The sequence below is a fragment of the Nonomuraea sp. NPDC052265 genome, assembly GCF_044547985.1.
In the GTDB taxonomy this organism is placed as follows: Bacteria; Actinomycetota; Actinomycetes; order Streptosporangiales; family Streptosporangiaceae; genus Nonomuraea.
The window spans coordinates 90,906-110,810 of record NZ_JBIUBJ010000007.1; the positions used below are offsets into that span (position 1 = coordinate 90,906).

Consider the following 19,905-nt stretch of genomic DNA (forward strand, 5'->3'; position numbering starts at 1 on the left):
GCCCAAGACTCTAACGACTGCGTGATAGAACACGCCCTATGTCTGGTATCGCGCTGGTAAGGAAGCCTGGCCCCCGGATCGCCGAGGGCATCGTCACGCACATCGAGCGCGAACCCGTGGACCATGAACGCGCACGTCACCAGCACGACGCCTACGTCGCGGCGCTGGCCGCCGCCGGATGGCGGCCCGTCTACGCCGCGGACGCCGACCACCTGCCCGACGCGCCCTTCGTGGAGGACGCCGTCGTGGTGTCGGGGCGGCTGGCCGTGCTCACCCGGCCGGGCGCGCCGGAGCGGCGTCCCGAGGTGGAGTCCGTGGAGCAGGCCGTACGGGAGCTCGGCCTGAAGGCCGTCAGGATCGCCCGCCCCGGCACCCTGGACGGCGGCGACGTGCTCCAGGTCGGCCCCACCGTGTACGTCGGCAGGTCGGGCCGCACCAACGACGAGGGCGTCGGCCAGCTCGCGGCCCTGCTGCCCGAGCGGCGCGTCGTGCCCGTGGACCTGCGCGGCGTGCTGCACCTGAAGTCGGCGGTGACCGCCCTGCCCGACGGGACGCTCATCGGCGATCCCGGTCGCGTCGAGCTGCCGGGCCTGCTGGAACCGCCGGAGGAGCCGGGCGCGCACGTGGTGCCGCTGGGCGGCGCCCGCGTCCTGCTCGCGGCGTCGGCCCCGAGAACCGCGGCGATGCTGGAGCGGCGCGGGCTCGCCGTGACGCGGGTGGACATCTCGGAATTCGAGCGGCTGGAGGGCTGCGTCACCTGCCTGAGCGTGCTCATCCCGGACTGAAGGACGGACCGCGCGGAATTTCGCGGCCCCCACCAGGCGTTTTCCCATCGGTTGACCGATCGGCTCTCATGATGTGAGATCAAGGGCGGCGTATCCCGAGACGTCTGGTAGCGTGCTTGGCATGCTGCGCGGGCTGCTTCTTAGCTGCCGCGGCGAGGGCCTGTAAGGCCGGCTCCCTCGTCGCGGAGCCAGTCGTGCGCGTCGGCCGCTTTCGACTCGACCGACGAGGAGCAGCAGACATGAACGCCCAGCAGCCCAGTCCCATGCCGGCCCATCGCTACCAGCCGTTCGAACCGATCCGGCTGACCGATCGCACCTGGCCCGACCAGGTCATCACCAAGGCGCCCCGGTGGTGCGCGGTGGACCTGCGCGACGGCAACCAGGCCCTGATCGACCCGATGGACTCCCACCGCAAGCTCCAGATGTTCGAGCTGCTGGTACGCATGGGCTACAAGGAGATCGAGGTGGGCTTCCCGGCCGCCTCGCAGACCGACTTCGACTTCGTCCGGCAGATCATCGACGAGGGCCGCATCCCCGACGACGTCGTCATCCAGGTGCTGACCCAGGCCAGGCCCGAGCTGATCGAGCGCACCTTCGAGGCGATCGAGGGCGCCAAGCAGGCCATCGTCCACCTGTACAACTCGACCTCCACCCTCCAGCGTCGCGTCGTGTTCGGCCAGGACAGGGAGGGCATCACGGCCATCGCCGTCGAGGGCGCCAAGCTGGTCAAGAAGCTGGCCGACGCCACCGACGTCGACGTCTTCTTCCAGTACTCGCCCGAGTCGTTCACCGGCACCGAGCTGGAGTACGCCGTCGAGGTGTGCGACGCCGTCAACGAGGTGTGGCAGCCCACCCCCGACCGCAAGGTCATCGTCAACCTGCCCGCCACGGTCGAGATGGCCACGCCCAACATCTACGCCGACCAGATCGAGTGGATGCACCGCAACCTCAGGCACCGCGACTCGATCGTGCTGTCGCTGCACCCGCACAACGACCGCGGCAGCGCCGTGGCCGCCGCCGAGCTGGGCTACATGGCCGGCGCCGACCGCATCGAGGGCTGCCTGTTCGGCAACGGCGAGCGCACCGGCAACGTGTGCCTGGTCACCCTGGGCATGAACCTGTTCTCCCAGGGCGTCGACCCCGAGATCGACTTCAGTGACATCGACGAGATCCGCCGCGTCACCGAGTACTGCAACCAGCTGCCGGTGCACCCGCGCCACCCGTGGGGCGGCGAGCTGGTCTACACCGCCTTCTCCGGCTCCCACCAGGACGCCATCAAGAAGGGCTTCGAGCACCTGGAGCGCGACGCCGCGGCGGCCGGGACGCCGGTGGCCGAGTTCACCTGGGCGGTGCCCTACCTGCCGATCGACCCCAAGGACATCGGCCGCTCCTACGAGGCCGTCATCCGGGTCAACAGCCAGTCGGGCAAGGGCGGCGTGGCCTACATCATGAAGGCCGACCACCAGCTCGACCTGCCGCGCCGGCTGCAGATCGAGTTCTCCAGGGTCGTCCAGGCCCGTACTGACGCGGGCGGCGGCGAGATCAGCCCCGCCGCCATGTACGAGATCTTCCGCGACGAGTACCTGCCCAACCCCGCCAACCGCTGGGGCCGGCTGAGCCTCATGGCCCACCGCCACGAGTCGACCGTCGACGACAAAGACCGCATCGGCGCCGACGTGCGCCTCGACGGTGAGATCCGGGAGATCGCGGGGGTGGGCAACGGCCCGATCTCGGCCTTCATCGACGCCATCGCCGGGGTCGGCATCAAGGTGCGGGTCCTCGACTACGTCGAGCACGCGATGAGCGCGGGCAGCGACGCCAAGGCCGCCTCCTACCTGGAGTGCGAGGTCGACGGGGAGGTGCTGTGGGGTGTGGGCGTCGACGCCAACACCACGACGGCCTCGCTCAAGGCCATCATCTCGGCGGTCAACCGCGCCGCGCGCTGACCCGTCCGGTCGTGCGGGGAAGGGCAGGAGTGCCGCGGCGCTCCTGCCCTTCTCCATGTCGTGGCGGCGCTGTTCACGTGGCGAGCCCGAGCGCCGCGGCGGCCAGGCGCAGCGCGTGGTCGAAGGCCGTCCGCCGGTTGTCGATCGTGTTGTTGAACTGGCCGAACACCTCGAAGTTGACCCAGCCGTAGAGCATCGACCAGGACGCCATCGCCCGCCACGCCACGTCGTCGGGCACGCCGGGCATCAGGGCGCGGATGTTCTCGGCGTCCGCGGCCACCTCGGCGGGCGGCCCGGGGGCGGCCGGCGGGCGCAGCTCGCCCGCGTTCCAGGCGTCGGCGACGAGCGCGCCGAGCACGGTGACGTCGCGCAGGCGGGCCACGACGGTGTCCTGCGGCGCCTGGTAGCCGGGCACGGGCGAGCCGTAGAGCAGGGCGTACTCGTGGGGGTGGGCCACCGCCCAGTCGCGTACGGCGTGGCCGGCGGCCAGCCAGCGGTCCAGGCAGGCCGTCCGCGGGCAGGCGGCCTCGGCCTGCTCGACGGCCTCGCCCAGCGCGTTGTAGCCGTCGATGATCAGGGCGGTCAGCAGGTCGTCGCGGCTCGGGAAGTAGCGGTAGATGGCCGAGGAGACCATGCCCATCTCCCGCGCCACGGCCCGCAGCGACAGGCCGCCGGCGCCCTCGGTGGCCAGTTGGCGGCGGGCGATGTCGGTGATCTCCCTGGTGAGCTCGGCTCTCACGCGCTCTCGCGCGGTACGGCTGGCTGTCATGGACAGCAGGTTATCAGAGCACCAGCAAAAAACGAGAGCACCGCTCTTGACGACGGGTGCTCTTTTGAGAGAGCATTGCTCTCGTAAGCGAACAGCGCCCCACCACAGGAGATCCCCATGCTCGCCCTCGCCAAGAACGCCAACGCCGTCCTGATGTTCTTCCTGGAGCTCGGCGTGCTGGGCGCGGTGGCGTACTGGGGATTCACGCTCAGCCCCAACTGGGGGATCAAGCTCCTCGCCGGGCTGGGCGGGCCGGCGCTGTTCATCGCCGCGTGGGCGCTGTTCGGCGCGGGAGGCGGCGCCAACGCCACGATCCCGCTGACCGGCCTGGCCCGCGTCGTGCTGGAGATCCTCTGGTTCGGCGGCGGCGCGCTCGCGCTCTACGCCGCCGGCCGGGTCACCCCGGCGATCGTCTTCGCCGCCGTCTTCGTCGTCAACGCGATGCTCCGCGTCTTCTGGAAGCAGGTCTGATCATGGGTAAGCACGTCGTCGTGGGTTCCGGTCAGGTCGGCGCGCATCTGGCCGCCAAGCTCGCCGCACAGGGGCACGAGGTCGTCGTCGTGACCCGCTCGGGCCGCGGGCCCGAAGGGACGGTCAAGGTGGCCGCCGACGTCGCCGACCGGGCCCGGCTGTCCGAGCTGGCCAAGGGGGCCGACGTCCTGTACAACTGCGTCAACCCGGCCTACCACCGCTGGCTCACCGACTGGCCGCCGATGGCGGAGTCGTTCCTGGCCGCCGCCGAGTCGAGCGGGGCCGTGCTCGCCATCCTGGGCAACCTCTACCCGTACGGGCCCGTCACCGGCCCTATGACCGAGGATCTGCCGCTCGCCTCGACCACCCCCAAGGCCCTGGTACGGGCGAAGATCTGGCACGACGCGCTGGCCGCCCACCGGGCCGGGCGTGTCAGGGTGACCGAGGTGCGCGGCTCGGACTTCTTCGGCCCCGGCGCCACCGACCAGTCCCACCTGGGCACCCGTTTCATCCCGGCGCTCAGGGCCGGGAAGACGATCCAGCTCGTCTTCCCCGCCGACGTCCCGCACAGCTGGACCTACCTGCCGGACGTGGCCGACGCCCTGATCACCGCCGGCGCCGACGAGCGGGCCTGGGGCCGCCCCTGGCACGTGCCCACCAACGACCCGATGACCTTCCGCGAGGTCGGCGCGCGGATGGCCGCCCTGCTGGACCTGCCGGAGCCCCGGATGACCACGCTGCCGTGGCCGCTGCTGCGGGTGTCCGGGCTGTTCTCGCCCATGATCGGTGAGCTGCGGCACGTGCGCTACCAGTTCACCGCGCCTTACGTGCTCGACTCCTCGGCGTTTCAGCAGGTCTTCGGCGTCGCGCCTACGCCGATGGAGGCCGCGCTGAAGGCTACGCTCGACGGATGAAGATAGCCATGATCGGCCTGGGCGACATCGCGGAGAAGGCATACCTGCCCGTGCTCGCCGCCCAGTCCCTCGACCTTCACCTGTGCACCCGCAACACCGCGCGGCTCGACCGGCTCGGTGACGCCTACCGCGTCGCCGACCGGTCCACCAGCGTCGACGAGGTGATCAAGGCGGGGGTCGACGCCGCGTTCGTGCACGCCGCGACCGAGGCGCACCCGGAGATCGTCGAGCCGCTGCTCAGCGCCGGGATCCACGTCTACGTCGACAAGCCGATCGCCTACAGCCTGGCCGAGACCGAGCGCCTGGTGCGCCTGGCCGAGTCCGAGGGCCGGTCGCTGATGGTCGGGTTCAACCGTCGCTTCGCCCCCGGCTACGCCGGTCTTCTCGCCCTTCCCCGCCATCTCGTGCTGATGGAGAAGAACCGCGACAACTACCCCGACGCGCCCCGGCGGGCCATCTTCGAGGACTTCATCCACGTCGTGGACACGCTCAGGTTCCTCGCTCCCGGCCCGGTCACCGAGACCAGGATCCGCACCCGCGTCCACCGTGACCTGCTCGAACACATCGTCCTGGAGCTGTCGGGCGCCGGGTTCACCGCGATCGGCGTCATGAACCGGGTCAGCGGCGCCGGCGAGGAGACCTGCGAGGTCATGGGCGACGGCATCAAGCGGCGCGTGGTCAACCTCGGCGACGTCCTCGACTACGAGGGCGGCGAGACGCTCACCAGGCGCCCCGACTGGGTGCCGGTCGCCCGGCAGCGCGGCATCGAGCAGATCTGCCAGGAGTTCCTGCTCGCGGTCCGCGAGGGCCGGGTGATCGGCGCCGACGACGCCCTGATCACCCACGCCATCTGCGAGGAGGCCGTCAGCCTGGCTTCCTGACCAGCATCGACTCGTCGGCCCTGGCGAACATGCGGTCGAACGTCGTCCCGCCCAGCCGGGCGAGCACCGTGTAGCCGTCGGTGTCGCTCAGCGGGCTGGAGGAGGAGACCACCCCCGCCACCGAGTCGCCGTACAGGACGGGGCCGCCGCTCCCCCCGGCGGCGGCGTGGCAGTTGCGGGTGATCATCACCCCGGGGCCCACGGTCGAGCCCTCCACCGCGTCGCCCAGGCACCGGTACATCTGCGTGCCCGGGTAGCGCTTGCCCGCCGGATAGCCGAGCAGTTCGAGCCCGCGCAGTTCGGCGCCCCGGCTCGTGCGCAGCGGCGGCAGGCCCTGGCCGACCACCTCCTCCAGCGGGCGCCTCCCCTTGGCGACGCCGACCAGGCCGACGTCGTACGGGAGCGAGCCGGGCGAGTCGGGCCTGGCCCGCCAGCGGGCGGGCACCCACGTGCGCACCGAGGACCAGACGCCGTGCCGCGGGTTCCCCCGGTCGAAACCGGGCATGAAGGCCAGCCGCCTGAGCGGCCGGCCGTCGTGGTAGAGGCAGTGCGCCGCCGTCAGCACCAGGCTGCGGCTGCGCGAGCCGATGACCGCGCCCCCGCACCACACGTCGGTGCGGGTGACGGGATCATGGCCGAGCAGCACCCCCGTCAGCCGCCGCGCCCCCGTGTAGGGGCGCGGGACCGGCGCGTAGCCCAGGCGGTCGCCGTCCGGGGTCAGCACCTGGGGGACGGGGACGCTGCGCTGCGAGACATCGGTGACGCCAGCCGGATCGAGCAGGACCAGAGACAGTACCAACCTGAGCACTTTCCCACTCTACGGGGAAGATGATCTATGCCCTGACCTGCGACACCAAGGTTTACCTAAGTGGGGGATTGTCATGCGTCGTACTGGGCGCCCAGGGCCCGCAGGCGGGCGTGGACGTCCTCGTACACCGAGGGGGCTCCCAGGTAGGCCTTGGGCAGCTTGGCGACCATGGTGTAGTTCGTGTCGCACACGTTCCCGACCGGCGCCTGGCCGGCCTGGCTGACGAGCTGGTACGCGTCCAGCGTGTCGAGGCCGGTCAGCTCCGACGTCCAGGTCACCAGGTCGTGCTGGCTGATGCGGTAGGCGTCCTCCAGGGGCCTGGCCGAGCCGGTGGACATCAGGTGCAGGTCGTCCTCCAGCCGGGGCCACGGCGTGGCCACGCCCTTGATCAGCTCGACCGCGATCACGGTGTTCATGGCCGACTCCACGGCCGTGCCGCAGACCTCGCCGTGCCCCTGCAGGCCGTGGCCGTCGCCGATCGAGAACAGCCCGCCCTCGACGTTGACGCCCAGGTAGACGGTGACGCCGGCGCGCAGCTCCGGGGTGTCCATGTTGCCGCCGTGCGCGTCGGGGGTGATGGTCATCCGGGCCTCGTTCGCGCCCGGGGCCACGCCCACCGTGCCGTGCATCGGGTCGAGCGGCAGCGCCACGCTGAAGTCGCTGTTGCGCGCGTGGTAGACGGCCACGCCCTTGTCCACGTCGATGTCGTAGCGCCACACCCGCTCCTCCAGCGGCGGCTGGAGCGTCGCCGTGGTGTGGGTGCCGGTCAGCGCGCCGAAGTGCGGGAACGTGGTCGAGACCGCCCAGTCGCGGGCCGGCGTGATCCTGACGAAGTGCAGCGCCAGCGTGTCGCCCGGCTCGGCCCCCTCCACGTGGAAGGGACCGGTCACCGGGTTCAGGTACGGGAACTCGCAGACCCGCGACGGCAGGTCGTCCACGGTCCGCACCCGGCCGCCGAAGCAGTCCTCGGTGTACAGCTCCATCACCGTCCCGGGACGCACCCTGCCCAGGGCGGCACGGCCGCCGAAGGTGTAGCTGAGCTCCTCCGGCGAGGGGTGGTAGGAGACGACGTTCACTTGACCTCCGAGGGAAGAACGGGCCTGCGGCCGACGAGATAGCTGACACCCAGGATGACGAGCCCGACCGCCAGCCAGATCAGGCCGACCGTCTGGGTCACCAGCTTGGTGTTGTACACCACGGCGGCCAGGACGAGGAAGCCGATCGCCGGCGCGACCACGTGCGCCCACACGTTCCCGCTGCGCCTGCGGAACCAGTGGTGGACGACGACGGCCACGTGCAGGATCAGGAAGGCGGTCATCGCGCCGAAGTTCACGAGCTGGCTGAGCAGCGGGATGCCGTAGTTCTCCAGGCTGCTCATGTAGAGGCCGATGCCCAGCGACAACACGGCGACGGCCAGCGTGGCGTTCACCGGCACCTGGTGCTTGGGGTGGACCTTGGCCAGGAACGAGGGCAGCATGCGGTCGCGGGCCATCGCGAACAGCAGCCGCGAGGTGGCCGCCTGGGCGACCAGCGAGTTGGCGAAGCCCCACGCGATCGCGGTGGCGACGGCGGTCAGCACGCTCAGCCAGTGGCCGCCGGCGAACTCCGCCATGCGGTAGAAGGCGTCACCGTTCTCGTCGCCGTCGGCGATCAGTCGGGCGCGGTCCGGCATGAGCAGCGCCGCGACCCACGTCTGCGTCACGAACAGCACGGCGGCCAGGCCCAGCGCCGCCACCATCGAACGGCCGAGCCGCCTGCCGTCCTCCTTGTTCTCCTCGGCCAGCGTCGAGATGCCGTCGAAGCCGAGGAAGGACAGCACCGCCGTGGCCGCCGCGCCGAACACCAGCGTCCAGGTGAACGCCGAGGGCTCGAAGATCGGCGTGAACGCGCCCGCCTGGGCCTTGCCCTGCGCCAGGGCGATGCCGCCGATCACCAGGAAGATCGCCAGCACGGCCAGTTCGGCGACCAGCATCACGCGCGTGATGCGCGCGGTCATCTGGATGCCCATGTAGTTGACGGCCGTGTTGAGCAGCACGAAGATGATCAGCCAGCCCCAGACCGGGATGCCGGGCACGAACGAGTTCATGGCCAGGCTGGCGATGAGGTAGAGCAGCGACGGCACCAGGATGTAGTCGAGCAGGATCGCCCATCCCGCGATGAACCCGACCGGCGCCGAGATGCCGCGCCCGGCGTAGGTGTAGACGGACCCCGCCATCGGGAACGCCTGGGCCATCTGCGAGTAGGACAGCGCCGTGAACGCCATGGCGACCAGGCCGATGATGTAGGCCAGCGCGACCATGCCGCCGGACGACTGGAACACGCCGCCGAAGATGCCGAACGGCGCGATCGGCACCATGAAGATCAAGCCGTAGATCATCAGGTCGGCGAAGCCCAGAGAACGTTTGAGCTCTTGGCGGTAGCCGAACTGCTCAACGGTGCTCATATTGCACGGCTCCTTGTTGAGGTTGGGGGGCGATTGGCACCTTAGAGCCAAAGCTTTCTACTGAAAAGGTTTCTCAAGCAAGAATTCCAGGCCGTCCGCCCTGCCGAGGTGCACCGTGCGCCGCACCTGCCGGTTCAGCAGCGTGAGCGGGCCGCGCGCGCTGACGATCGTGGTGCCGTCGGCGACCGCGTCGAGGGCGGGGACGGCCAGGCTGCCCGCCCGTCCGGACAGGGCGGCCAGCATCGCGACGGCCTCGTAACAGCCCTGGCCGTGGCCGTTGAGCATGGGGGCGTGCGGGCCGAAGCGTTTGGCGTACCGCTCGGCGAAGTGGAGGCTGGCCTCGGTCGGCAGGTCGCGGAAGTAGCCCATCGACGCGTAGAGCTCGCCGGTGCCGTCGCCGCCGATGCCGAGCAGGCCGTGCTCCTCCAGCGCGCCGCACAGCCGGGCCGCGCCGAGCCCGCTCGCCGCGTAGGCCCGGTTGAAGGCCACCAGGTCGCTGCCGATCAGCGTGAGCAGGATCGCGTCGGGGCGGGCGTCGGCGATCCGGCCGAGCCAGGAGGCCGCCTGGCCGTACCGGACGAAGGTCTCGCCGACGACGGTCGCGCCGCGCGCGTGCAGCCGGCGGCGGGCGCCCGCGTGCACCAGGCGCGGCCAGACGTAGTCGTTGCCCAGCAGGTACCAGCGGCGTGCCCGGTGGGCGCGGACCAGCCATTCGATGCCGGGTTCGAGCTGCCTGCCGGGGGTCTCGCCGAGGAAGTAGACGCCCGGCGCGTGCCCCCCGCCCTCGTACGGCGGCGCGTACACGAACGGGACCCGCCCGCCGATCGCGGCGACCACGTCGACCCGGACGTCGCTCGCGTGCGTGCCCACCACGGCCTCGACCGTGCCGGACGCCACCAGTCCGGCGACCTCGGCGGCCACCTCGTGCCCCGGCCGCCCGCCGTCGACGAGCACCAGCTCGACCTGCCTGCCGAGGACGCCGCCCCGGGCGTTGACCTCCTCGGCGGCCAGCACAGCGCAGTTGACCGCGCACGGTCCCACCAGCCCGAGCACCCCGGACACGGGCACGACCAGGCCGATCCTGACCGCGTCCGAGGGGAGGAGCCGGGCCTCGAAAGGATCGACGATCGCCGCCACGCCGACGAGTATCCTCCGAACTAGCTCTCCGGTGAAAGGACCTGATCTGTCATGGCTAAACCCGGGCTGGGGTCCTCACTCGCGTACGTGCTCAGCCGTGCCGAACGCGAGGTCACGCACGGTCTGGCGGCGACCCTGGCCGGCGAGGACGTCACCGTCGAGCAGTGGCGCATCCTGCGCGCGCTGGCCGACGGGCGCGGCCACTCGATGGGGGAGCTGGCCGAGGCGGTGCTCATGCCGCACCCGACGCTCACCAAGGCGGTCGACCGGCTGATCGACCGGGCGCTGGTCCACCGGGGCGCGTCGGCGGGCGACCGGCGGCGGGTGGCGGTGTTCCTGGCCGACCGGGGGCGCGACCTGCTGGCGCGCGTGGACGGCGCGGTGGCCGAACACCACCGCGCCGTCGCCGCCGCGTTCGGCCAGGAGCGCACCGAGCGGCTGATGCGCGAGCTGGAGGACCTGGTCACGGCCCTCGACCGAGCCGCGGCCGAAGCCGTGAGCCCCGCTAGTCCAGCCAGTACGTGTCGTGGCGGATGAAGAACTCGGCCTTCTCCTCCTCGCTCTTGCCCGCCAGGTCGAGCAGCCCCTCGAAGTAGCCCTCGCGAGGGGCGCCGGGGGCGAAGTGCAGCAGCATGGTCGCGGGCTCGCCCGACTCGTTGCGGAAGGCGTGCACGCCGCCCTCGGGCACGTGCACCCAGTCGCCGGGCCGTGTGTCGATCCAGCGGCTGCCGTCGTAGATCCGCACCGATCCTTCGAGGATGTAGAACGACTCGGAGATCGACTTGTGGAAGTGGGGGCTCGGGCCGGACGGCTCGGGCCCCATCACCCAGCGGTAGAGCCCGAACTGACCGTTGGTGGTGGCTCCGGTGGCCAGGTAGTGGGCGGTGTTGCCGTTCTTGTAGGTCAGCTCGGGGGAGTGGGCGTAGGGGCGGTACGTGGCCGACAGCTCGCCGGTGTCGCCCGAATAGCGCGGTTCCGGGTAGGTCATGAGGCCATCCTGCCCGAACTCCCGATGGTCAGCTCTCGCGGTTCTTCCTGTCGTGGTCGGCCCACACCAGGAGCGCCAGGCCGGCGGCCGCGAGCCCCGGGTACGCCGCAAGGGGCAGCTCCACGAGCCGCCCCACGAACCCCCATTCCGTGTCGAACCAGACGCGCCCGACGAACCCGCCGAGCCCCTGGATGACGGCGATGATCCCGAAGAAACCCCTCATGGCCACGACAGTGGCAGAACGGGACCCGCCCCGGCGTCCGACCTTGGGCGGGTCACGTGCGACCAAAGTCGGTCAGGGGTAGAGCCCGCGCATGCTGTGCGCCTCGGCGACCCGGCCCACGCCGATCACGTGCGCCGCCTCCCGCAGCGTCAGCCCGCGTTCGGCGGACATCGACCTGACCTCGGCGAAGGCGCTCTCCATCAGGTCGCGCAGCTTCACCTCGACCTCGCGCGAGCTCCAGGAGAAGGCCTGCATGTTCTGCACCCACTCCAGGTAGGACACGATCACCCCGCCCGCGTTGGCCAGGATGTCCGGCACGACGGTGGTGCCGTTGGCGGCCAGGATCTCGTCGGCCTCCGGCGTGGTGGGGCCGTTGGCGCCCTCCACGATCAGCCGGGCGCGCACGCGGGGCGCGTTCGCCTCGGTGATCACGCCTTCGAGCGCGGCCGGGACGAGCACGTCCACGTCCAGCTCGAACAGGTCGTCGTGGGCCATCGCGTCGGCGTGCGGGTAGCCGGCCACGCCGCCGGTCTCGGCCACCCAGGCGCGGACGCGGGCGACGTCGAGGCCGCCGGGCGCATAAAGCGCGCCGGTCACGTCCGAGACGGCGACCACCTTGCAGCCCTCGTCGGACAGGTACTGCGCGGCCAGCGCGCCCACCTTGCCGAAGCCCTGGACGGCCACCGTGACACCCTCGGGCGAGCGCCCGAGCGCGGCCAGCGCCGTGATCTGCACGCCGCGCGAGGTCGAGCCGGTGCGGCCGAGCGAGCCGCCGAGCGTCATCGGCTTGCCGGTGACCACGCCGGGCACCGAGTAGCCGGCGTTGACGCTGTAGGTGTCCATGATCCAGGCCATGGTCTGCTCGTCGGTGCCGACGTCGGGGGCCGGGATGTCCTTCTCCGGGCCGATCAGCGGCAGGATCTCGTTGACGTAGCGGCGGGTGAGCCGTTCGAGCTCGATCGTGGTCAGCGCGCCCGGGTCCACGGCCACGCCGCCCTTGGCGCCGCCGTACGGGATGCCGACCAGCGCGCACTTCCACGTCATCCACATCGCCAGGGCGGTGACCTCGTGGATGTCGGTGCTGGGATGAAAGCGGATGCCGCCCTTGGCGGGGCCGCGCGAGACGTTGTGCTGGACGCGGAAGCCCTGGACGACGTCCATGCGCCCGTTCTCGCGGCGCACCGGGACCGAGACGGTCAGCGAGCGGCGTGGCGTGGCCAGCATCGTGCGGAGGCCGTCGTCGAGCCCGAGGTGGGCGGCGGCCTGATGGAGTTGGTGGAGAGCGGAGTCGAGCGCCTGTTGACCAGGTGTGATCAGCGCCGGCGTCTTTGACGGCACCATGATGCTCATGGTCGAGTTTCCTCCTGTATGCGCGCCCACTTTGCGGGAGAAGGCGCCATTGCCTTCCCTCTTGGGCGTGTTGTCTCGATCATCCTAGGCCGGGCTGTTTGACCTTGCCTAGGTTATGAAGGGATATCCAAGCCGTTGATCAACGTGCTGGGAACGTGCCACTCTGGCAGGCTGTCGAGCGAGAGTTTGCCGAATCGTCGAAAACCGGAGGGTTGGATGCCCGCACTCGTGGTTGGGCCGATGTTGCGTCACGTCGACTCGGTCAGCGCCTCGATCTGGGTGGAGACCAGCGAGCCCTGTACGGTCACCGTCGAGGCGGCAGGCGGGGCTTATCGGTCGCCCACCTTCACCGTGCACGGTCACCACTACGCGATCGTGGATCTCGTCGGCCTGTCCCAGGATATCGCCTCCTATTCCGTCAGCCTCGACGGGGACCAGGTCTGGCCCCTGGCGGGTCGCCCGGCCAGCCGGGTCCGGCTGCTGCCCCCGGAGGGGCCGCGCAGGATGGCGTTCGGCTCGTGCCGCACGAGCGTGCCGCACGACTCCGCACACGTGCGCACCCACGGCGACGACGTGCTGCGCGCGTACGGCGTGAGCCTCATGCGCGCCGACGAGCAGGAGTGGCCCGACCTGCTGCTGCTCCTCGGCGACCAGGTCTACGCCGACAGCCCCTCGCCCCAGATGCTCGACTACATCCGCGCGCGCCGCACCACCGAGCCGCAGGGCGAGATCGCCGACTTCGAGGAGTACGCCGAGCTCTACCGCCAGGCCTGGACCGACCCGGAGATCCGCTGGCTGCTGTCCACCGTGCCCACCGCCATGATCTTCGACGACCACGACCTGCGCGACGACTGGAACACCTCGCAGTCCTGGCGGGAGAAGATGGCCCTGACGAGCTGGTGGCCGCGGCGGGTGGTCGCGGGGCTGGGGGCCTACTTCGTCTACCAGCACCTCGGCAACCTGACGCCGGCCGAGCGCGCGGCCGACCCGCTGGTGCGCCAGCTAACCGAGAACGGCGGCGACGGCGGCCCCGTCCTCGACGCCTTCGCCGCCAAGGCCGACGCCGAGCCGAGCAGCAACCGCTGGAGCTACACCCGCGACCTCGGGCACACCCGGCTCATCATGATCGACACCAGGTGCGCCAGGCAGCTCACCCCCGGCGACCGGCGCATGCTCGACCCCGACGAGTGGGCCTGGCTCCAGGAACAGGCCGCCGCGCCGGCCGAGCGGCTGGTCATCGGCTCCTCCATCCCGTTCCTGCTGCCCGAGGGCGTCCATGGCGTCCAGAACTGGAACGAGGCGCTGTGCGACGGCAAGTGGGGCCGTACGGCGCAGCGGTTGTCGGAGCAGCTGCGCCAGGCCGTCGACCTGGAGCACTGGGCGGCCTTCCGGCGCTCGTTCGAGGACCTGGGCAGGATGCTGGTCCGGCTGGGCAAGCCGGCCGTGATCCTGTCCGGCGACGTGCACTACTCCTACCTGGCCAAGGCGTCGGCCGGGCAGATCTACCAGGTCGTCTGCTCGCCGATCCGCAACCCGCTCAGCCGGCTGCTGCGCTGGGCCAACGTGCTCACCCAGTTCGGGCTGGCGACGCTGGTGGGCAGCCTGCTGGCGCGGCTGGCCGGCATCCCGCGGCCGCCGTTCCGCTGGCGGGTGACCAAGGGGCCGCTGTTCCAGAACGCGCTGGCCACGCTGACCTTCCCCGACACGATCACCTGGTACGAGTCGACGGGCGACGGCGTCAGGCCCATCGACTCGGCCCGGCTGGCGTAGAAATGATCCATGAATGACGACCAGTACTCCAGGGCCGTGCCCTTCTACGACCTGTGGCACGAGGACGGGCACGTCCCCGAGATCCGCGAGTTGCTGCCGCCCCTGCTGAAGGGGGTGCGGCGCGGCGTCATAGAGATCGGCGCGGGCACCGGCCTGATCACCGAGGTGATCGTGCGCGAGACGGAGGGCGAGGTGTTCGCCGTCGAGCCGGCGCTCGCCATGCGGTCGGTGCTGCTGTCGCGGCTGGCCGGTGACGAGGAGGCGCGGCGCCGCGTCACCGTGCTGGCGTGCGGGGCGCTCGACGTCGACGTCGACGAACCGGTCGGGGCCGTCGTGATGATCTCGGTGCTCCAGGCGTTCCCGGCCGGGCGGCGGGAGGAGTTGTGGCGGGTGCTGGCCAGGCAGCTCGAACCGGGCGGGCTGCTGCTGTTCAACTGGCGCGAGCGGCCCGCGCCCACGCCGGGTGAGCTGGAGCTCATGGGGTCGTACCAGGTCGGGCGGCACGCCTACGAGGTCTGGGGCCAGGTGCTCGACGTCTCCGGCGAGACCGTGCGCTCCCGCTTCCTCTACCGGGTCAGGCAGCGCGGCGTGGTGATCGGCGAGGACGAGGTGACCAGCGAGGCCCACCGGCCGGGCGGCGAGCGGCTGGCCGCGGAGCTGGCGGCGGCCGGGTTCGTCAGGGACGAGGCCCCCGACGGCCTGGCCGCCTGGCGAAAGGCGGCATAACCGAAGAAACGTGGAACCGGGCTTCCGGGTGCGGCCAACAACAGGGTGACCGCATGAGAGAGGACCGGATGTGGTGAGTGTCGAGGACACAACCGAAACGCTGGATGACTCGACCCTGATCGGGCATTCGCTGGACGACCCTGAGCGTTTCGCCGCGCTGTTCGACCGGCACGCCGACGAGATCCACCGGTACGCCGCCCGCCGCCTGGGCGCGGAGCTGGCCGACGACGTGACGGGGGAGGTGTTCCTCGTCGCCTTCCGCGGACGGGGACGCTACGACCGCACCCTGCCCGACGCCCGGCCCTGGCTGTACGGCATCGCCACCAAGGTCGTGTCCCAGCACCGCAGGGCCGAACGGCGGCGCACCGCGGCCATGGCCAGGGTGGGCGCCGAGCGTCCCGGCGCGTTCGACGAGCGCAGCGCCGACCGGGTCACCGCAGAGCAGCTCCAGCCCCGCCTGGCCAGGGCGCTGACCAGGCTCAGCGCGAGCGAGCGCGACCTGCTGCTGCTCGTGGCATGGGCCGACCTGACCTACGAGGACGCCGCGCGCGCCCTCGGGGTGCCGGTCGGCACCGTCCGGTCCCGGCTGCACCGGCTCCGCGTCAAGGTACGCAGGGCGCTCGGCGGCATCGACCCCTTCGCAGAGGAGCCCCAGCATGGATGACGAGATCCGGACGTTCGCCGACGGCAGGCCGTCGGTGCCGCCGTACGAGCCGCGGGCCCGCGCGCGGGCCCGCGAACGGCTGCTGGCCGAGGCGCGCGGCGGGCGACGCCTGCGGCTGCCGCGGCTCGGCTGGCAGACGGCCGCCGCCTTCGGCGCCACGGTCGTCCTGGTCGGCGGCGTGGCGGTGGCGCTGTCCGGCCAGGGCGGGACGGACGTGCACCCGGCCACCTCCGTGGTGCTCTCGGCCGGAGAGCTGAACCCCCGGCCGGACCAGTTCATCCTGATCGAGTCCGACACCATGTACGGCTCGCACTCGATCGACGCCTCCGGAGGACAGAGCCGCTACCTCTACCGCCAGCACCGCAGGATCTGGAAGTCCGTGGACGGCAGCAAGGACGGCCTGCTGCAGATCGAAGGCCGCGAGCCGAGCCCCTGGCCGGGCGAGCCGCTGCCGGCGGACGCCGAGAGCCCGCGCGGCAGCGAGTGGAACCGGCTCGCCTCCTGCCCCGGCCTGCGCGGCCCCGACCGCGACGACTACGCCTACCTGAGCACGCTCCAGGCCGACGCCACGGTCATGCGCGACCGCCTCTACCGGCAGGTCCCCGACGACAAGGACGTCGATCCCGACGCCGTCGCCTTCACCCACGCCGGCGACCTCGTCAGGGAGAACTACCTGCCCAAGGCGCAGCGGGACGCCCTGTTCGAGGCGGTGAAGGCGATCCCCGGCGTCGAGGTGGTCGAGGGCGTGGCCGACTCCTCGGGACGCGTGGGCGTGGCGCTGGGCCGGGTCGCCGACTGGGGCGTGCGCGAGGAGCTGATCTTCGATCCGGCCGGGCACACGTTCCTGGGCGAGCGGCAGATCGCGGTGGACGCCAAGGCCGGGGCGCCCAAGGACAGCGTCCTGGCGCTGACGGCCCAGCTCGACGTCTCCGTGGTGGACGCCCTGCCGGACGCCCCCGACGCCGCCTCCGACTCAAGCTGCCTGATGGAGACCCAGACCCCCACGCCCATTCCCACGGACTCCGACTCGACGATGCCGGAGCTGCCGACGGCCGAGGCGAGGATCACGTTCACCCCGGAACCGGCGGCCGTCGCGCCCTCGGAGGAGCCGGCCGGGCGGCCGGAGCCCACCCGTACCGTCCAGGTCCCCCCGACCGAGGGGCCGGTCCCGGAGGGCACCGTCACGGCCACGCCCGCCGAGCCCGCTCCTACCCGCTCCTGACGCCCGACGGGCGCGCCGGTGTGCCGGCGCGCCCGTGAGACGGGGAGCGGTGAGCGAGGTCGCGCGACCCGGAGGCCTTTCAGGACGGCGAGGTCCCGGCCTGGAGGCTCCCCAGGACGGCGAGGTCGCGCGGCCTAGAGGGTTTCCAGGACGGCGGCGAGCTGGTCGACCGCCCAGACCAGGTCCTCCTCGGAGATCACGATCGGCGGCGCGAGCCGGATCGTGGACCCGTGGGTGTCCTTGGCCAGCACGCCGCGCGCCATCAGCGCCTTGGACACCTCGCGCCCGGTGCCGAGGGCCGGGTCGATGTCCACGCCCGCCCACAACCCGCGCCCGCGCACCGCGACCACGCCCTTGCCGGCCAGCTCGCGCAGCCGCGCGTGCAGCACCTCGCCGAGCCTGGCGGCCCTGGCCTGGAACTCGCCGGTGTTCAGGATGTCGATGACGGCGATGCCGACCGCGCAGGCCAGCGGGTTGCCGCCGAAGGTGGACCCGTGCTGGCCGGGCTTGATCACCCCGAGGACGTCCTCGTCCGCGGCGATGGCCGACACCGGCACCACGCCGCCGCCGAGCGCCTTGCCCAGGATGTAGACGTCGGGGACGACGTCCTCGTGGTCGCAGGCGAACGTGCGGCCGGTGCGGCCGAGCCCCGACTGGATCTCGTCGGCGATCATCAGCACGTTGTTCTCGGTGCAGATGCGCCTGACCTCGGTCAGGTAGCCGTCCGGCGGCACCAGCACGCCCGCCTCGCCCTGGATCGGCTCGACGAGGACGGCCACGGTGTTGTCGTCGATCGCCTCCCTGATCGCCTCGGCGGACCCGTAGCGGACGATCCTGAACCCGGGCGTGTACGGTCCGAACCCGTCGTGCGCGTCGGGGTCGGTCGAGAAGCTGATGATCGTGGTGGTGCGGCCGTGGAAGTTGTCCTCCATCACGATGATGTTGGCCTGCTCCGGCGCGACGCCCTTGACCTCGTAGCCCCACTTGCGGGCCACCTTGATCGCGGTCTCGACGGCCTCGGCGCCGGTGTTCATCGGCAGGATCATGTCCTTGCCGGTGAGGTCGCCGAGCCCGGCGCAGAACTGGGCGAACTGGTCGTGGTAGAAGGCCCGGCTGGTCAGCGTGAGGTTCTTCAGCTGCTCCTGGGCGGCCTCGATGATCTTCGGGTTGCCGTGGCCGAAGTTCAGTGACGAGTAGCCCGACAGGCAGTCGAGATAACGCTTGCCCTCGACGTCGGTGACCCACGCGCCGTGCGCCTCGTGGATGACCACGGGCAGCGGATGGTAGTTGTGCGCGCTGCGGCGCTCGCTTACTTCGATCAGCTCTGCGCTGGTGCTCATGTTACTTCTCCCCCCTGATCTCCAGTGTGCAGCACTTGGGACCGCCGCCCGCCTTGCGCAGCTCCGACAGCTCGACCGGGATGACCTCGTAGCCGTGCCGCTTGAGCTCCAGCTGGAGCCCGGACGCCTCGGAGTTGATCACCACGTTCCCGCCGTCGCTGACCGCGTTGAGTCCGAGCACCTCGGCGTCCTCGGCGGTCGCGATCACCGCGTCGGGGAACATCGCGCGCAGCACCTCCTGGCTGCCCTGGGAGAAGGCGCCCGGGTAGTAGGCGACGTTGCGGCCGTCGAGCGGGAACAGCGCGGTGTCCAGGTGGTAGAAGCGCGGGTCCACCAGCTTGAGCGAGACGACCGGGCGGCCCAGGTACTCCTGCGCCTCCTGGTGGGCGACCACGTCGGTGCGGAAGCCGGTGCCGGCGAGGATGACCTCGTCGAGGGTGAGGAAGTCGCCCTCGCCCTCGTTGACGTGCGCGGGCTCCAGCGTCGGGTAGCCGCGCTCGACGAACCAGCGCAGGTAGGCGGGGCCCTCGGGGCCGCGCTCGGGGAAGGTGAAGCGGGCGCCGTAGACCCGGCCGCCGACGACCAGCGCGCCGTTGGCGGCGAACACCATGTCGGGCAGGCCCTCGATCGGGTCGATCAGGCTGACCTTGTGCCCGAGCTCCTCGTACGCCGACTTCAGCCCTTCCCACTGCCGGATCGCCACCTCACGGTCGGCGCCGGCCTCGGGGTCCATCCACGGGTTGATCGCGTACTCGACCGCGAAGTAGTCCGGGCGGCACATGAGGAAGTGTTTGGGCATGCAGGGCTCCGTCGTCGTCTGTTCAGGGGAAGTTCCCGTGTCGGGGGAGACGGGGACAGCCTAAGAACGGACGTTTACGCAGGCCAAGCGGTGCGCATTGCGTGTTGCCGCCGGTCCGTTGCGTCTATCGGCCGACGACGTGCGATCCGTTGCGCGCGTCCGTCAGGGCGGCTCCCGGAGGCGTGTCGACCAGCCGCGACAGCACGATCGAGCTCTTCGTCCGCACCACGAAAGCCTCGGCCGCGATGCGCTCGATGACCCGCTCGACGTGCCGCACGTCCGTGGCCCTGATGTGCAGCAGCGCGTCGGCCTCGCCGGTGATCGTGGCCGCCGCCACCACCTCGGGGAACTTGGCCACCGCCAGCGCGATGTCCGACGGCTTGGTCTTGCCCTGGCAGAACAGCTCGACGTACGCCTCGGTGGTCCAGCCGAGCGCCTGCGGCGCCACCCGCGCGCTGAAGCCGGTGATCGCCCCGCTCTTCTGCAGCCGGTCGACCCGCCGCTTGACGGCCGACGCGCTCAGCCCCACATGGTGGCCGATGTCCGCGTAGGTCGCGCGGGCGTCGTCGACGAGTGCCGCGATGATGTCACGATCGAGCCGGTCCAGTTCCACGCGCTCTGTATACCGCCTGGCCAGGCTGGCGCGCGACGAGCGCCGCGCGGGAGACT

The 19,905-nt window shown here is 71.2% G+C and carries 21 protein-coding genes; 10 read left to right on the forward strand and 11 right to left on the reverse strand.

Going from position 1 to position 19,905, the window contains the following annotated elements; genetic code table 11:
• Positions 1-38: 38 nt before the first annotated feature.
• Together ddaH (ACIHAD_RS22295) and leuA are read left to right on the forward strand one after the other, a co-directional pair.
• Positions 39-785 carry a dimethylargininase gene (ddaH, locus tag ACIHAD_RS22295; protein ID WP_397356469.1) on the forward strand — a complete coding sequence of 249 codons (747 nt, stop codon included), beginning with the start codon at positions 39-41 and terminating at the stop codon, positions 783-785.
• Between the two features lie 239 nt (positions 786-1,024).
• The gene (gene leuA / locus ACIHAD_RS22300; RefSeq protein ID WP_397356470.1) at positions 1,025-2,731 is read left to right on the forward strand and encodes a 2-isopropylmalate synthase; all 1,707 of its coding nucleotides are present in this window, start codon (positions 1,025-1,027) and stop codon (positions 2,729-2,731) included.
• 73 nt (positions 2,732-2,804) lie between these two features.
• Here the strand turns inward: leuA and ACIHAD_RS22305 are convergent, their stop codons facing one another.
• A complete protein-coding gene (locus ACIHAD_RS22305) occupies positions 2,805-3,500 on the reverse strand; it encodes a TetR/AcrR family transcriptional regulator (RefSeq protein ID WP_397356471.1) in 696 nt (231 codons plus the stop codon).
• Positions 3,501-3,617: 117 nt separating this feature from the next.
• Between ACIHAD_RS22305 and ACIHAD_RS22310 the strand changes: the two genes are divergently transcribed.
• From ACIHAD_RS22310 to ACIHAD_RS22320, 3 genes are read left to right on the forward strand one after another with little or no spacing between them, the layout of a single operon-like run.
• A complete protein-coding gene (locus ACIHAD_RS22310) occupies positions 3,618-3,971 on the forward strand; it encodes a YrdB family protein (protein WP_397356472.1) in 354 nt (117 codons plus the stop codon).
• A gap of 2 nt (positions 3,972-3,973) precedes the next feature.
• Positions 3,974-4,885, forward strand: a complete 912-nt coding sequence (locus ACIHAD_RS22315) for an NAD-dependent epimerase/dehydratase family protein (RefSeq protein WP_397356474.1) — start codon at positions 3,974-3,976, stop codon at positions 4,883-4,885.
• Positions 4,882-5,766 carry a Gfo/Idh/MocA family protein gene (locus ACIHAD_RS22320; protein WP_397356475.1) on the forward strand — a complete coding sequence of 295 codons (885 nt, stop codon included), beginning with the start codon at positions 4,882-4,884 and terminating at the stop codon, positions 5,764-5,766. Before ACIHAD_RS22315 ends, ACIHAD_RS22320 begins: the two co-directional genes overlap by 4 nt.
• Here the strand turns inward: ACIHAD_RS22320 and ACIHAD_RS22325 are convergent.
• From ACIHAD_RS22325 to ACIHAD_RS22340, 4 genes are all read right to left on the reverse strand, one after another.
• Positions 5,750-6,574, reverse strand: a complete 825-nt coding sequence (locus ACIHAD_RS22325; protein WP_397356476.1) for a trypsin-like serine peptidase — start codon at positions 6,572-6,574, stop codon at positions 5,750-5,752. The genes ACIHAD_RS22320 and ACIHAD_RS22325 overlap by 17 nt on opposite strands.
• Positions 6,575-6,645: 71 nt before the next feature.
• The gene (locus ACIHAD_RS22330; protein ID WP_397356477.1) at positions 6,646-7,650 is read right to left on the reverse strand and encodes an acetamidase/formamidase family protein; all 1,005 of its coding nucleotides are present in this window, start codon (positions 7,648-7,650) and stop codon (positions 6,646-6,648) included.
• Positions 7,647-9,017, reverse strand: coding sequence for an APC family permease (locus tag ACIHAD_RS22335; protein ID WP_397356478.1), 1,371 nt, complete (start codon positions 9,015-9,017; stop codon positions 7,647-7,649). Before ACIHAD_RS22335 ends, ACIHAD_RS22330 begins: the two co-directional genes overlap by 4 nt.
• Positions 9,018-9,074: 57 nt before the next feature.
• A complete protein-coding gene (locus tag ACIHAD_RS22340) occupies positions 9,075-10,154 on the reverse strand; it encodes a substrate-binding domain-containing protein (protein ID WP_397356479.1) in 1,080 nt (359 codons plus the stop codon).
• A gap of 51 nt (positions 10,155-10,205) precedes the next feature.
• Between ACIHAD_RS22340 and ACIHAD_RS22345 the strand changes: the two genes are divergently transcribed.
• Positions 10,206-10,691 carry a MarR family winged helix-turn-helix transcriptional regulator gene (locus ACIHAD_RS22345; protein WP_397356481.1) on the forward strand — a complete coding sequence of 162 codons (486 nt, stop codon included), beginning with the start codon at positions 10,206-10,208 and terminating at the stop codon, positions 10,689-10,691.
• On the opposite strand, the gene ACIHAD_RS22350 is transcribed toward ACIHAD_RS22345, so the two are convergent.
• From ACIHAD_RS22350 to ACIHAD_RS22360, 3 genes are all read right to left on the reverse strand, one after another.
• Positions 10,660-11,142: a cupin domain-containing protein gene (locus tag ACIHAD_RS22350; protein ID WP_397356483.1), complete on the reverse strand. Its 483-nt coding sequence runs from the start codon at positions 11,140-11,142 to the stop codon at positions 10,660-10,662. The genes ACIHAD_RS22345 and ACIHAD_RS22350 overlap by 32 nt on opposite strands.
• A gap of 28 nt (positions 11,143-11,170) precedes the next feature.
• Positions 11,171-11,365, reverse strand: a complete 195-nt coding sequence (locus ACIHAD_RS22355) for a hypothetical protein (protein ID WP_397356484.1) — start codon at positions 11,363-11,365, stop codon at positions 11,171-11,173.
• Between the two features lie 72 nt (positions 11,366-11,437).
• The gene (locus ACIHAD_RS22360; RefSeq protein ID WP_397356485.1) at positions 11,438-12,715 is read right to left on the reverse strand and encodes a Glu/Leu/Phe/Val dehydrogenase; all 1,278 of its coding nucleotides are present in this window, start codon (positions 12,713-12,715) and stop codon (positions 11,438-11,440) included.
• 216 nt (positions 12,716-12,931) lie between these two features.
• Between ACIHAD_RS22360 and ACIHAD_RS22365 the strand changes: the two genes are divergently transcribed.
• The 4 genes from ACIHAD_RS22365 to ACIHAD_RS22380 all read left to right on the forward strand — a co-directional run bounded on the left by ACIHAD_RS22365 (position 12,932) and on the right by ACIHAD_RS22380 (position 17,097).
• Entirely contained in the window at positions 12,932-14,485 is a 1,554-nt protein-coding gene (locus ACIHAD_RS22365; protein ID WP_397356487.1) for an alkaline phosphatase D family protein, read from the forward strand.
• Between the two features lie 9 nt (positions 14,486-14,494).
• The gene (locus tag ACIHAD_RS22370) at positions 14,495-15,211 is read left to right on the forward strand and encodes a class I SAM-dependent methyltransferase (protein WP_397356488.1); all 717 of its coding nucleotides are present in this window, start codon (positions 14,495-14,497) and stop codon (positions 15,209-15,211) included.
• A 73-nt stretch (positions 15,212-15,284) separates the two neighbouring features.
• The gene (locus ACIHAD_RS22375; RefSeq protein ID WP_397356489.1) at positions 15,285-15,875 is read left to right on the forward strand and encodes an RNA polymerase sigma factor; all 591 of its coding nucleotides are present in this window, start codon (positions 15,285-15,287) and stop codon (positions 15,873-15,875) included.
• On the forward strand, positions 15,868-17,097 hold the full coding sequence (locus ACIHAD_RS22380) for a CU044_5270 family protein (RefSeq protein WP_397356490.1): 1,230 nt from the start codon (positions 15,868-15,870) through the stop codon (positions 17,095-17,097). Before ACIHAD_RS22375 ends, ACIHAD_RS22380 begins: the two co-directional genes overlap by 8 nt.
• Positions 17,098-17,231: 134 nt before the next feature.
• On the opposite strand, the gene rocD is transcribed toward ACIHAD_RS22380, so the two are convergent.
• The 3 genes from rocD to ACIHAD_RS22395 all read right to left on the reverse strand — a co-directional run bounded on the left by rocD (position 17,232) and on the right by ACIHAD_RS22395 (position 19,849).
• A complete protein-coding gene (gene rocD / locus ACIHAD_RS22385) occupies positions 17,232-18,437 on the reverse strand; it encodes an ornithine--oxo-acid transaminase (RefSeq protein ID WP_397356491.1) in 1,206 nt (401 codons plus the stop codon).
• Position 18,438: 1 nt separating this feature from the next.
• The gene (gene ddaH / locus ACIHAD_RS22390) at positions 18,439-19,236 is read right to left on the reverse strand and encodes a dimethylargininase (protein WP_397356493.1); all 798 of its coding nucleotides are present in this window, start codon (positions 19,234-19,236) and stop codon (positions 18,439-18,441) included.
• Between the two features lie 124 nt (positions 19,237-19,360).
• Positions 19,361-19,849 carry an Lrp/AsnC family transcriptional regulator gene (locus tag ACIHAD_RS22395; RefSeq protein WP_397356494.1) on the reverse strand — a complete coding sequence of 163 codons (489 nt, stop codon included), beginning with the start codon at positions 19,847-19,849 and terminating at the stop codon, positions 19,361-19,363.
• Positions 19,850-19,905 lie beyond the last annotated feature (56 nt).